Here is a 13,029-nt window from a genome sequence, read left to right as displayed (position 1 = left end):
ACTGGCGGAAGTCTATTTCACAGCTTCCTCTTTCACCTCCTCTTCCTTTTTCGTCGAATCGATGAAATCCCTGCAGGTATCGAAACTTTTTTTGACTTCGTCAGCAGTCGGTTCGTGAGCTGCGAATTTCACCAGGTCGCAGTGCATCATGAACTCTTTAAGTATAGTTTTCTGCTCCGGTTCGACGGGAAGCCACTGCCTCGCTTCGTCAATGAATTCTTCCGTCGTCCTTTCGGGAGCCCTGAGTCCGAACCTGTCTTCTATGTAGTGCCTGAGGATGTCCGACACCCTCTCTGTAAATTCAGCGTACCGTTTCTGATCAATCAATCCCTCTGCAAGAAGCCTCTCGAGCCTGTCAAAAGCTCTCTCGTGAGCGGGGATCGTCCTTGCCTCCTCTATTCTGTTCCTGCGCCTGCGAATGGCAAGAAGGACGGCGGCGACAGCTGCGACAAGTGCGGCGCCGGTGTAATACAGCCAGCGGCGATCATGCGGTATCGAAACGGGAGGAGCGATGTCCTTCAGCTCAAGTCCCGCCTGGTCTTCGGGAAGAAGAGAGAGTACTTCGACCGTAATCGTGTCCGACTCGAGAGTATGGAAGAGCGAATCTTGCTCCTGCCTGAAAGTCACCGCCATCGGCGGGATCCTGTAACTACCCGAGAGAAAAGGTTCGAGTTCGTATATCCTGCTCGTTACGACCGTCCCGTCCTCCTGAAGCTTCGCCGAAGGCGAGGAATAGTCGACTATGCCGAACTGGTCGAGTTTATCTCCGAATTTCGGCAGTTCGACGATATACCCTTCACGCGCGCTCGTCTCGATCATCAGGGAAAGATGCTCGGCGATCGTCAGCTCTTTTTTATCAATGGCGATCCTCATATCAACCGGGCCGCGCGTATACTTCTCATCGATCTCCCAGCCGCCGCCGGTCTTTTCCTCTCCACCACCGCCGCATGAGGCAAAAAAGGCCGCCGGAGAAGCGAATACCACAGCCGACAGGAGCAAAAAAAGAAATTTACCGGATCTTGCGTTCATAGTCTTTTCTCTGCGATCGGATCAGATTCCAATATCAGGGTTTCCCCGTATCGGGACCAGGCCGGTATCTCAACGGACCTCCAGCCAGCCTGCTATTTCCCCTTCTCAAATCGTGAATAGTGAAACACGACATCGTACTTGTCGATCAACCTGTTTATCAGCTCCGACTGCGCCTGCATTTCTTTTTCCTGGCGCACCGCCGCGTGGACCTGATCTGCCACTTCGTCGAACGGTTTTACCTTGCCATCCTCTGAATATTTATCCTTGTTCTTCCCGTACCAGTCCCCGAGTTCTTCCTCGGTGACCGTCACTTTACCTGCATATTCCTGTTCGAGGCGTTTCTGGACTATCAGTTTTTTCTCCAGGTCCCGCATCATCCTGCGATACTGGTCGCTCTCGTAAAGTTTTTCTTCCATGGCGAGCCTGTAGACGAGTTCTTCGGCGACGATCCTGTCGAGCCACTTGCGCGTCTCTCCCTCCCTGAGAACGCTTTCGAGGAGCTTTTCTTTCTGCTCTCTCAACTGCTCGGGGCCAAGCCTGCCTGCTACCTGCTCAAGCTGGGCGTCGATCTCGGCCTCGATCATCTTCTCCAGCTCCGGCCTTGTGATCTTCCAGCTCCCGATCTCGGCGAGCACTTCGGCGCCGTCGCCGGCGGCAGGGTCTATGGAAGTCCTGCTCCTTAACTCTTCCCTCAGGGCGGCGAACCGGCCGAGCTTTTCGAGAGATTCGGATACCTTCAGAGAGATGGACGGTTCTATCTCTTTCACCTTCGCTATCGCCTCGCTCCTGTAATAGGCGTCAAGGGCGCTTTCGAACTCTCCTGCTTCCTGATAGAGAGTGCCGACCCTGTACCAGATCCTTGCTTCCTCTTCTCTGCCCTCTCCCGTGGTGACAAGATATTCCTTCCACGCCTCCGCCGCTGCCCGATAGAGCTGCTGCCGCTCAAGCTTGATGGCGTGTTCTTCCAGCTGCGCCGCTGTCAGGCCCGACTGCCGATTTTCCCGCCTGCCCCATCCGCCGATATTGGTCACAAGATCGATCGCGACAAGGAGAACAACGATGATAAGCAGCATGTTCACAAGTCTTGAAGGGGAAGACTGTCCTGGGCCTTCCCTGTTGAGGCTCAGTTTAAGATCATCAGGCATTTCGTTCAGTACCTTCTTTCTCTTGATCTGAAAAACTTGACAAGATTGGGGATATAATCCCTGTCGGTATGTATCTCTATCTGGTCGACTCCCATCGAGGCGAAGAGATCCCTGAACTGCTCCGATTGCTCCCGCCCGAGCCTTTCGTATTTCTTCCTGACGGCAAGACTGGAAGTATCGACAAGGACTATCTCCCCCGTCTCGGCGTCCTCCAGCTCGACCAGCCCGACATCGGGCAGTTTTATCTCTCTCGGATCGATGACTGTCACGGCGACGAGGTCATGCCTTTTGCCGATCACCCTCATCGACCGCTCGAACCCTTCCGCCTGGAAATCGGAGACGAGAAAGACCACGGCGCGTTTGGTCGTCACTTTCCCTAGATAATCGAGGGCTCCCACGATATCGGTCTTCGCCTGGCGCGGAGTGAAATCGAGCAGTTCCCTGATCACTCTGAGTACGTGCCGGGTCCCTTTTTTCGGCGGTATGAACATCTCGACCTGGTCGGTGAATACTATCAGGCCGACCTTGTCGTTGTTCTTCACGGCGGAGAAGGCGAGAAGCGAACAGAACTCGGCCGCGACCTCGTTCTTCAGCTTGTCGACGCTTCCGAAGGTGCCGGAGGCTGACAGATCGACGAGGAAGATGACTGTGAGTTCCCTTTCCTCAACGTACCTTTTGACGAACGGAGTCCCGGTGCGGGCGGTCACGTTCCAGTCGATGGTCCGTATCTCGTCACCGGGCATGTACTCCCTCACTTCGTCGAACTCCATCCCCCGCCCGCGAAATACGCTCCCGTATTCGCCGGCCAGCACGTCGTTGATCACTTTCCTCGTGGTGATCTGCAGGATCTTGATCTTTTTTGTAAGCTCCGCCGGGATCATTTTTCAACTGCTCCGATCAACGCCCGATCAGGGTACCGCGACATTGTTGAAAATCGAGGTGACTACATCTTCCGAACTTTTCTCTTCCGCCTCAGCCTCGTAGGTGATTATGACCCTGTGCCTGAGGACATCCATCCCGATCGATTTCACATCCTGCGGTGTAACGTACCCTCGGCCCTGAAGAAGGGCATGAGCCCTCGACGCCATGGCGAGGAATATCGTCGCCCTCGGCGAAGCGCCGTACTGGATGAGGTCGGCCACGTCGAGCCCGTACGCTTTCGGTTCTCTCGTCGCCTGGACGATATCTATGATGTAATCCTCGACCTTCTCATCCATGTAGATCTCGTCGGTGAGGCTTCTTAGCCGGAAAATGTCGGACGCCTCGATAACCGGATTGACATCGAGATCGGGGTGGCTCGAAGCCATCTTCTGAAGGATCTTCTTCTCCTCCTCCTTCGATGGATAGGTGACGACAAGCTTGAGCATGAAACGATCGATCTGCGCCTCTGGAAGCGGATATGTCCCCTCCTGCTCGATCGGGTTCTGCGTGGCTAGGACCATGAAGGGATCACCGAGGGCATGGCTTTCCTCGCCTATCGTCACCTGCCGTTCCTGCATCGCTTCGAGCAGGGCGCTCTGGACCTTCGCCGGCGCCCTGTTGACCTCGTCGGCAAGGATGATATTGGAAAAAAGCGGCCCCTTTTTCGTGGTGAAATCACCCGAACGGGGATTATATATGAGAGTTCCTATCAAATCGGCGGGAAGCAGGTCGGGAGTGAACTGTATCCGCTGGAAAGAAGCGTTTATCGTCCTCGACAGGGTCGTCACGGCCAGGGTCTTGGCCAGACCCGGGACGCCTTCTATAAGGACGTGGTTGTTGCACAGGAGCCCCACCAGAAGCCTTTCGATCATGTACTCCTGCCCGATGATCACCTTGCGGACTTCAGCCCTCACCTGTTCGAGGACGGCGCTCTCTTTCTCCACCTTGTCGCCTATCTTCTTGACATCAATAGACATTTTCATCAGCTCCTCATCTGATAACAAACCATGCTCTAAACTGATCAATTATTATCTGCTAAAATCGCTTCTGCCCCGGCCATTCCATTCCACTCAGCGCCGGACTGTGCCAAATCTACCGGAAGATGCTGTCATTTTCAAGGTCAAACATCCGTAAACCTCTGGCTGTTAAAGCCGATAGGCCTTTTCGCCTGATGGTCCTGCGGGCGTATTCAGACGTTTTATAAACGTCCGCACGAAAAAAGTTCCCGGAAAGGGTTCTTTTCAGAAATACGGAAAAAGGGCGGGAGATGTTCCCCCGGGCGCGGCGGCAGACCGGGCGGTACTGAAACAGCTTAGAATAAAAAGAGTCTCAACTGACTTTATCAGACCTTGATAAGGTAATCTGTAGCCCGCTTGATATCCTGGCTCTTGGCGCTGAGGAATATGCTGTCATTCTCATGGAGCCTCTGGTTTCCCCTGGGAATGAAAAACTCTTCGGATTCTTCGCGGAATATTCCCACAAAGACGCACTCGTCGGGGAAGTTCCGATCCTCGGTGACTTCCCTTATCGTCATTGAAACGCACCTGGCATGCGACGGAACCCTCACCTGGTAGATGTCGGCCTTTCCCCCCCCGAGCGTGATGATCTTGCGCACTTTCGGACGCTCGACCTCCATCATGATCATATTGACGAGCAGGTCGGCCATCCTGACGATAGTCGTGACCCCGGCGAGCTTGTACGCCGGTTCATACTGGGGATCGCGAAGCCTGGCTATTATATGCGGTATCCCGAGGCTCTTTGCCAGAAGGGAGCAGGATATGTTGTCAGCTGAATAGTGCATCAGGCATATGATCGCGTCAGCCTTGCCGGCTCCAGCCTGCTTCAGGACGTTCAGGTTCGTGGCGTCGCCATGGATTGTCACCGCGCCGGTCTCCTCAAAGACCCCCTGGCAGACGGCGGCATCCTTATCGATGACGATGACATCATGCTTGTTCTCCACCAGTGGGATCGTAAGCTGGCGCCCTATGATCCCCGCGCCGGCAATAATGATATACATCTTACCTTCCTTTTGTTAAATCAGCCCATCCTCCAGGCCTTACCGCTGAAAAGAAGCAGGACCGGCAGAATCTCCAACCGGCCGGCCAGCATTCCGATTATATATACTATCTTTATCAAAGGGTTCAGCTGCCCCATCTCCTGGTAGGGGATATAGCAGGGGCCAATATTACCCAGGGCGCTGAACATCCCGGAACAGGACTGGATCGCGTCGTAACGTGAAAGCAGCGCCGTGCAGAGCCCTCCGATAACAAGAAAGACGATCCATGTAAAAAAGAGTCCGCTTACGCGGGAGATCTCGTCCGTCTCGACCCGCTTGCCGTCAACGACAACGGCGGATACGGCAAGGTGCGGCGTGCGCAACCGGAACACTTCCCTGCGGATGATCTGGACGAGGATCCCGATCCTCAGGACCTTGATCCCCCCACCTGTCGATCCGACGCATCCGCCTATGACCATCATGACGAGAAAGAGCTGCCTCGCGACAGATCCGAACACCGAGGATCCTATGTCGCGCGTCCCGAAACCGGTCGTCGTGATCACCGAGACGACCTGGAAAGCTGTCGCCCTGAAAGATTCCTCCAACGCCGTCAATCCAGCGCGCGCCTGCGCACCGGCATCGATATACTTCTCCATAAATATGATAATGATGAATATCCCGATGAAACCCCACCAGTACCTCATCTCCATATTGTCATAAAGCGCCTTCGGACGGCCCTTGAGAACGCGGTAATGGATGAGAAAATTGGTACCGCCGAGGATCATTCCAATGATCAGTATATATTCGATCAGTATATAATGCCTGAACCCGGCCAGCTGATAGTATTCGATGCTGGCATCGTGGGGAGAGAATCCACCGGTAGAAAGGGCTGTGAAGCTGTGGCAGACGCTGTCGAAAAAAGACATCCCCGTGGCCCACAACCCCAGAAGGGTCGCCGCGGTGAATCCTGAATATATGAACCAGAGGATGGCCAGCGTGTTCGCGAGACCCGGCACGGGGCGGCCCAGATCGATCTTGTGGCTCTCAGCGCCGAACAGCCAGTGAGATCCCGCTCCTCTAGACCGTATCGCCAGAAAGAAGGTCAGTATCCCCAGCCCCCCGATCCACTGCGTCAACGCCCTCCAGAAGATGACGCATCGCGGCATCTCGTCGAGACCGGTGTACATCGTGATCCCTGTCGTGGTAAATCCGCTCATAGCCTCGAAGAATCCGTCGATGAAACTGCTTCCGATGGCGATGACATAGGGAATAGCTCCGACGGCGGAGAAGACCAGCCACCCGACCGAACAGATCAGCATCGCGTGAGTGTTGTTTATCGTATCGGTCCTGAATGACCAGTGGAGCAGGACCCCGGCGCCGGCCGACAATATGATCGGCAAGGCGAAAGCATAAATCAGCTTCAGATCGCTGGCATGCCCAGCACCGAAAACGACCATCAGCAGGGGGAGGACAAGAAACCCGGCAAGGACGATCAGAAGCGATCCAAGGCTCCCCAGTACTACTCTAAGGCCATAGAATCTTCTGCGCAATCAGGTCTCCAGCGATGATAAGAGGTGTCAATCCTGTCCGTAAAAGAGTCTACAAAACGGGGCGGGATCAGTCACTAGAATTCATACATGGGAAAGGATAAAACCGAACTTAGCGGAAAATGCATGCAGGGTACATCTTGAGCCCATAACTTTCGCTCCGTCAGCCTTCTTCCTGATCGTCATTTCGCGACCACCCTCCAACCACTTTACCGGTTGACTAAATCACGCTCTTCCAGTACCTTTTTGCGCATGGAAATACGGGGATACCCCGGATATCGACGCAAACACGAAAAGGACGCGCGGCAGGGCGTTCTCAACAGGTTTTCGCGTATGGCTTAACCGGCGGTGATTTCAGACGATGCAGGACAAACAGTTCGGCGACTACAAAGTACTCGATTTCATCGGCGCGGGGGCAATGGCGAAGGTATATCTCGCCGTGCACAAGGACGTCCCGAACCTCAAGGTCGTCCTGAAGGTCCTCTCGGACTCCCGGCTTGCCGAGCGGTTCAAGCAGGAAGCTGACAAGCTCGCCCTCCTCGACAAGAATCCCAACGTCTGCAAGATAAGGCACTTCTTCAATCATGGCGATGAGTTCGTCATCGCGATGGAGTATATCGAAGGCCCCTCACTCGACCAGATACTCAAGGAGAAGACGAGCCTGCCCACGGGCGAAGCGCTGAAAATAATCATAGATATAATGTCGGCGCTAGAGCCGGCCCACGTCCAGGGGATATATCACCGCGACATAAAACCGAGCAATATCATGTTCGCCAAGAACGGCCAGGTCAAGATCATCGACTTCGGGATCGCCAAGGGAAAGACCGACCCGAACCTTACCATAATCGGAACGGCTGCCGGTACGCCGGAATATATGGCTCCCGAGCAGTTCGAAGGGGGCGAGGACCTCGACTACTCGAAGTGCGACATCTACGCGGTCGGAACGATGCTCTACCGGATGCTCACCGGAGACCTCCCCCACAAGGGAGACAACGAATTTGTGCTCAGGGACTCGAAGCTTTTCACTACTCCCGAAGCTCCATCAAAACTCAACAGCGAGATCAACAGGGAACTCGACAACATCATCGTAAAATCGATCCAGTGCGATATAGATAAAAGGTACGACTCGATAGCGGAGATGAAGGCTCAGCTCGAGATGGTATACGAACGATACGCCGACAGTCCGTCATCGCAGAAAGCTGGGAAAAAGGGAGGCAAGGCCGGCCCCTCTGGAACCAAAAAAGCCCCGAAAAGAAAAGCCCGGACGGGCGGAACGGGGGGAAGATCAAAACTGCTCCCCGCCATGGCCGGTATCGTCGCCGTCATAGCTGTCGCTTTCCTCGTCCTTAAATTCACTCCCGCCGGAAATATCACCGGGATTCCCTTCTTTGCTTCCGGCCAGGGTGCCCAGGACAGCGTGGAAGTCGCCGCGGATATCGATGATGACCTGGACGGAGCAGCCGGCGACGGCGGTTCGACCGGGAAAGACAACCCTGCGGGCAAGTCAAACTCTGCCTCTGACGGGAGCAGTGGGATCAAAGATGATCAAAAAGACGAATCTTCCGGCACCGGCAGCGACCCCTCAACAACCTCGCCGCCACCTGTCAGCAGGCCGGCGGCAGATCCCGCGACGGGATTTCTCAAGGTCCTTTCAAGACCGGGGTATGCCGACATATACATAGACGGAATCAAACAGAAAGAACAGACACCCTTTACCTTCTCACTCTCACCAGGCCGCCATATCATCAAGATGGTAAAGGTGATAGACGGCGTCGAACAGCAGCACACCGAGACCGTCATCATCACCCGCGACCAGACGAAAAAGATAAATAAAAGATGGTCTGGACAATAAAAATGGTTTAAAATCGAGGTGTAACACCAAAACCTGAAACCAGGGGGTAACCAGATGAGCCGCAGGCATCTTATCTCTGTATCAATTGTGGTTGTATCTGTCCTTTCGCTCTTTTTCTCGCATTCGTATTCCGCTACGCCGGCGACCGGGATCGAGCTTTCAGGAGAGCTCGCCAAGGCGGTAGACCTCTACCTCGACGGCGAGTTCGACGCGGGGCTCAAGATCACCGACGAGCTCCTGACTCAGACGGGACTTACTGCTAACGACTCGATAGCGATCTACGAGGTAAAAAGCATCATCACCTACGCGAAGGGGTACAAATACAAGTTAAAGTCATACGAATACCTCAAGACGATCTCCGGGATCGGCCACTGCCTGATAAACCTGCCCCGCGAACTCTGGCCGACAGAGCTCAGGGACCAGTGGTACAAGCTCTGCAGCGAAAAAGACCTTCTCACCTGCCCGGACGATTCGGGACCGAAGGTAAAGACGATAGCGGTGATGGAATTCGATAATTTCTCGATAGGGAAATACAAGGAAGAACTTGGCGAGCTGAGCAGGGGCCTAGCTGATTTCTTCGAATACGACTTTTCGAAACTGACCGATATCAAAGTCGTCGAAAGAGACAAGCTCGAATACCTCCTCCAGGAGCTCAAGCTCGTCGAGGAAGGTAAGATAGACCAGGCATCAGCGGTGAAGATAGGAAAGATGCTCGGCGCCCGGATGATGATCTTCGGCTCGATCTCCCAGATCGACAAGAAGAGCGCGCGGATGGTAGTACGCGTCGTCGATGTGGAGACGTCGGAAATAATCTGCACGGCCGACAGCGAGGGTGAACCGAATTTCGTCAAGATGGAGAAGGAACTGGTGCAGAAGATCGCCGGACAGCTCGATATCATGCTGACCGAGGAGACAGCCGCCGCGATAAGCGAATCGGCGACCGAAGACATGAGCGCGGCGCGGCTCTACTCGCTCGGCCTTAAATACATGGATGAATATGATTATAAAAAGGCTTATGAACATTTCAAGATGGCTTACGAAAAGGATAACAGTTTCACCGAGGCAAAGAAAAAGATGGAGATCTACAAACCTTTGATCGGCTGATCCGCCCCGGATGACAAGGAGAGTGTAATGAGCAGATATATTCCGATAATACTGCTGATCGCGGCCCTTCTCTCGGCTGGGTGCGCCCAGAGCCTCTACACTCAGGGGAAGAGAGCGTCAGACGGTGGCGATTATGACACAGCTCTCTCGATCCTGTACGAGGCAGTCGGTGAGGCACCTGATGATTTCATGGCCTGGAGAGAGATCGGCATAGCGTACTACAACCAGGGTGTCCTGTCCAAAGCGGAAGAGGCTTTCGCCTCGTCGAACAGGATCAGGCCCAACGCCCTTTCGAATTTCTATCTCGGCCTCATCTTCGAACAGACCGGCGAGATCGACAAGGCGATCCGGGTCTACGGCGCCGCAATCAACCTTTACGGAGACGGAGAGACGAAAGATATGATCGAAGGACGGCTCGGCGTCCTTATAGACAAAAAACTTATCAATGAAGCCCGGATGGCGGTAAGGGACGAAGATTCCCTCTCTGTCGTCGCCACTCCTCGAAACACGATCGCCGTAATAAATTTCGACGGTTCGAACCTTCCCCGCGAAATCGAGCCGCTTGCGCTGGGACTGGCCGAATTCACCGCCATGGACCTGGCGAAAGTCGGGGACCTCAAGGTCCTTGAGAGGCTGAAGATAAACGTCATCCTCGACGAGCTGGAACTCGGTGAATCAGGGTTCGCCGATCCCGTCAACGCCCCGAGGATCGGAAAACTCCTCGGAAGCCGTAACGTAGTGGTGGGAAGCGTAACTAGTACCGGAAAAGAGGGGTTCAGGATCGACAGCAGGATAGTCGATACCGAAGAGAGTTCCCTGAGCGGCACGAAACCGATGCAGGGAGAACTCGGCCGGTTTTTCGACGTGCAGAAAGAATTCGTTTTTTCTCTTCTCGACACTCTCGGAGTGCAGATAAGCAAAAAAGAACGCGACGCGATCGAGGAAGTGCCTACCGAATCGTTCCTCGCCTTCATGTCGTACAGCAAGGGATTGTTCTACGAACGGCGCGGGATGTACGGCGACGCGGCCAGATCGTTCAGAGAAGCCAGCACCCAGGATCCGGGGTTTTCAGCGGCCTCCGGCATGGCGGCTAAGATGACGAGCACGTCAGATTATAATGACAAGGGTAAGCCTGGCAGAGGAGGCTCCGATTTCGAGAGAAAAGTGACTTCCTCGATGCAAAAAGGTTCTGAAGAAGGCGGACTGGGCAGCGTCCAGGCGGCGAATCTCGCCAATAACCAATTTATCATGAATACCGATCTGTACTGGCTGTACGGTTCATACGCCATCGAACCACCTGGAGGAGGTCCGGTCGGAAAAGGATTCGGTACAATAATGATCTGGGGGAATCTGGATGCAGACTAAAAATATATTTATAACGGCAGCTGTCATAGTGGCTCTCCTTGCTACCGGCGCCGAGAGCCAGATAGTATACCAGCAACCAGCATCGTCTATCCTTAAATTCCACTACAACAACTGGTCGCTGGATGTTCCCGGTGGCGAGAAGACAGTCATTTCGCAATATACATTCGCCTTCTCGGGCTTCCTGCCCCTCAGGGACAACTTCGAAGCGAGGTATTATCTGGCTTCCGGGTCGAATAACCTCGACATGGGAAGCGAAGAAGCAGATATCTCAGGTCTCGGGGACCTGAGGATCCAGCTCTCCCACTCGTTCGTAAAAGACCAGGTCCTTCTTTCAGCGGGAGTGAACCTTCCCACGGGAAAACGCAAGCTCGACCCGGTCGATGAGAGGGCGATCATAGAGTTCCTGTCGTATGATTTCCTCTCCCTCCCGATGAGAAGGTACGGAGAAGGGCTCGGCTTCAACCTTCAGGCCGGCGGAGCGAAGGAGATCGGTAGCTTCAAATACGGAGTATCAGCGATATACGACTATTGCGGGACTTACCAGCCTTACTCGGGGAGCGGCGATTATGATCCGGGAGACGCCTTCACCTTAGCCGGCACGGCGAATACAAGGATAGGAAAGATCACATACTCGGCGGACGCTGGATTTTCTCTTTTCACGACGGACCAGCTCGACGATGAGGATATCTACAAACAGGCTCCCCAGTTCAACGCAAGGTTGATGGCTGTCCGTCCGTTCGAAAAATACACAGGCACGATCGGCGTCAGAATGATAATCCGCGGAAGAAACAAACGCTACAGCCTCAGCGATGGAGTCATAGAGAGCCAGCTGAAGAAATACGGCGATGAATTCGATTCGTTCCTGCGCCTCGCCTACAACCTCGGCAAAGGAACCAGCTTGGCGGGGATCGCCGGTATGAGACAGATCATGACGAGCGAGGAATACCTGGGAAAATCGTCGATCTATCATTTCGGAGTCGATTTCAACAGGAACCTTTCAGAAAGATTCAATCTCGACTTGGGCCTGATATACCATATGGGATCTACCGAACTCGATGATATCGATATAAGGGGCCTGCAGATCGCCGGCGGGATCAGATTCGCGTATTAAAAGGAGTTGTTGATGAAGACAAGAGTTTATAAACCCCGTTATATTCCGGTGCTCCTGCTCCTTGTCGCCGCCCTGGCCTTTTCGTCCTGTTCTGAAAAGATCACCAGTAGCGCGCCCGCGCAGGAGATCGCCCTCAGGATCGATCTCGCGGGAAGCAATCTCGACGGGACTGTCGCCGCGACCTTCCTTGTGACAGTGACCGGTCCGGGAATCGCCGAACCGATCGAGCAGCAGCTCTATTACCTGAACGGGTATCTTGGCGGCGAGGTCGTTGTCCCGGCCGGACCTGAGCGGAGGTTCAGGCTCGAAGCATTGGGCTATGGAGGAGAAGTGATCTATTCAGGCGAAACGGTCGCCGACGTCGAACCGGATGGGGAACTCAGCCTGACGATCGAGCTTCATCCGAGAGTGCAGATGGTCAAGGTCTCGCCGATGTACGACGTGAAACCGATGGGCACGACTCTTAAGATGAAGATCAGGGTCTTCAATCTGAACGACCTGCATACCTTCGAAGGGGTCCTTTATAATAACGGGATGACCTCTGAATATACCTACCGCGTAGAGAATGTCGTCATTAACCCGATGCTGTCCGATATCGCTGCGCTTACATGGTCGACGAGAGAAGATAACTCGGTTCGCTTCAATGTGACCTGCAGGACCGAAGGAGGCACAATAGTCGATTCCAACGGAGACGCTTTTCTCGCGACTGTATATATCTGGACCTTTTTCAACGACTGGCCTGCAGAATCGATCCATTTCTATCCAAGCGTCACGTTGATGAAGGACAACACCGGAAGCGACATGTCCGTCAAGGATGTCTACAGGGAAGATGCCAATGTCAGTCTCTTTCCCTACTCGGCAGCGATACTGGCAGAATACAAGCTCGGATGGGGCACCGGCAGCGAGGACCCCTCGTGGATAGAGGATACATCTCCCAACGCCCTCCATGGGACAGCGAC

11 protein-coding genes are annotated in these 13,029 nt (G+C 54.1%); 5 read left to right on the top strand and 6 right to left on the bottom strand.

Annotation, left to right across the window (positions count from 1 at the left end; genetic code table 11):
* Positions 1-12: 12 nt before the first annotated feature.
* From JW814_05960 to JW814_05935, 6 genes are all read right to left on the bottom strand, one after another.
* On the bottom strand, positions 13-1,029 hold the full coding sequence (locus JW814_05960) for a hypothetical protein (protein MBN2070985.1): 1,017 nt from the start codon (positions 1,027-1,029) through the stop codon (positions 13-15).
* Positions 1,030-1,121: 92 nt separating this feature from the next.
* Positions 1,122-2,174: a hypothetical protein gene (locus tag JW814_05955; protein MBN2070984.1), complete on the bottom strand. Its 1,053-nt coding sequence runs from the start codon at positions 2,172-2,174 to the stop codon at positions 1,122-1,124.
* Positions 2,175-2,179: 5 nt separating this feature from the next.
* Positions 2,180-3,055 (bottom strand): DUF58 domain-containing protein, encoded by an 876-nt coding sequence (locus tag JW814_05950; protein MBN2070983.1) that lies wholly within the window; start codon positions 3,053-3,055, stop codon positions 2,180-2,182.
* Between the two features lie 27 nt (positions 3,056-3,082).
* Positions 3,083-4,072 (bottom strand): AAA family ATPase, encoded by a 990-nt coding sequence (locus tag JW814_05945; GenBank protein ID MBN2070982.1) that lies wholly within the window; start codon positions 4,070-4,072, stop codon positions 3,083-3,085.
* Between the two features lie 365 nt (positions 4,073-4,437).
* Positions 4,438-5,112 (bottom strand): TrkA family potassium uptake protein, encoded by a 675-nt coding sequence (locus JW814_05940; GenBank protein MBN2070981.1) that lies wholly within the window; start codon positions 5,110-5,112, stop codon positions 4,438-4,440.
* A gap of 20 nt (positions 5,113-5,132) precedes the next feature.
* Positions 5,133-6,548, bottom strand: a complete 1,416-nt coding sequence (locus tag JW814_05935) for a TrkH family potassium uptake protein (GenBank protein MBN2070980.1) — start codon at positions 6,546-6,548, stop codon at positions 5,133-5,135.
* A gap of 451 nt (positions 6,549-6,999) precedes the next feature.
* On the opposite strand from JW814_05935, the gene JW814_05930 reads away from it, so the two are divergent.
* The 5 genes from JW814_05930 to JW814_05910 form a co-directional block, all read left to right on the top strand.
* Positions 7,000-8,490: a serine/threonine protein kinase gene (locus JW814_05930; protein ID MBN2070979.1), complete on the top strand. Its 1,491-nt coding sequence runs from the start codon at positions 7,000-7,002 to the stop codon at positions 8,488-8,490.
* A gap of 54 nt (positions 8,491-8,544) precedes the next feature.
* The gene (locus JW814_05925; GenBank protein MBN2070978.1) at positions 8,545-9,594 is read left to right on the top strand and encodes a hypothetical protein; all 1,050 of its coding nucleotides are present in this window, start codon (positions 8,545-8,547) and stop codon (positions 9,592-9,594) included.
* Between the two features lie 27 nt (positions 9,595-9,621).
* Positions 9,622-10,959, top strand: coding sequence for a tetratricopeptide repeat protein (locus tag JW814_05920; GenBank protein ID MBN2070977.1), 1,338 nt, complete (start codon positions 9,622-9,624; stop codon positions 10,957-10,959).
* A complete protein-coding gene (locus JW814_05915; protein MBN2070976.1) occupies positions 10,949-12,070 on the top strand; it encodes a hypothetical protein in 1,122 nt (373 codons plus the stop codon). Before JW814_05920 ends, JW814_05915 begins: the two co-directional genes overlap by 11 nt.
* A 12-nt stretch (positions 12,071-12,082) precedes the next feature.
* The coding region (locus JW814_05910; protein ID MBN2070975.1) for a hypothetical protein at positions 12,083-13,029 on the top strand (947 nt) is incomplete at its 3' end.

Source organism: Candidatus Krumholzibacteriota bacterium (assembly GCA_016932415.1).
In the GTDB taxonomy this organism is placed as follows: domain Bacteria; phylum Krumholzibacteriota; class Krumholzibacteriia; order Krumholzibacteriales; family Krumholzibacteriaceae; genus Krumholzibacterium.
This window is presented reverse-complemented; position numbering and strand designations above follow the sequence as displayed.

Excerpts from the sequence above, each read along its gene's own strand:
- JW814_05960 (MBN2070985.1), bottom strand. The coding sequence starts at position 1,029 with ATGAACGCAAGATCCGGTAAATTTCTTTTTTTGCTCCTGTCGGCTGTG.
- JW814_05955 (MBN2070984.1), bottom strand. The coding sequence starts at position 2,174 with ATGCCTGATGATCTTAAACTGAGCCTCAACAGGGAAGGCCCAGGACAG.
- JW814_05950 (MBN2070983.1), bottom strand. The coding sequence starts at position 3,055 with ATGATCCCGGCGGAGCTTACAAAAAAGATCAAGATCCTGCAGATCACC.
- JW814_05945 (MBN2070982.1), bottom strand. The coding sequence starts at position 4,072 with ATGTCTATTGATGTCAAGAAGATAGGCGACAAGGTGGAGAAAGAGAGC.
- JW814_05940 (MBN2070981.1), bottom strand. The coding sequence starts at position 5,112 with ATGTATATCATTATTGCCGGCGCGGGGATCATAGGGCGCCAGCTTACG.
- JW814_05935 (MBN2070980.1), bottom strand. The coding sequence starts at position 6,548 with ATGGTCGTTTTCGGTGCTGGGCATGCCAGCGATCTGAAGCTGATTTAT.
- JW814_05930 (MBN2070979.1), top strand. The coding sequence starts at position 7,000 with ATGCAGGACAAACAGTTCGGCGACTACAAAGTACTCGATTTCATCGGC.
- JW814_05925 (MBN2070978.1), top strand. The coding sequence starts at position 8,545 with ATGAGCCGCAGGCATCTTATCTCTGTATCAATTGTGGTTGTATCTGTC.
- JW814_05920 (MBN2070977.1), top strand. The coding sequence starts at position 9,622 with ATGAGCAGATATATTCCGATAATACTGCTGATCGCGGCCCTTCTCTCG.
- JW814_05915 (MBN2070976.1), top strand. The coding sequence starts at position 10,949 with ATGCAGACTAAAAATATATTTATAACGGCAGCTGTCATAGTGGCTCTC.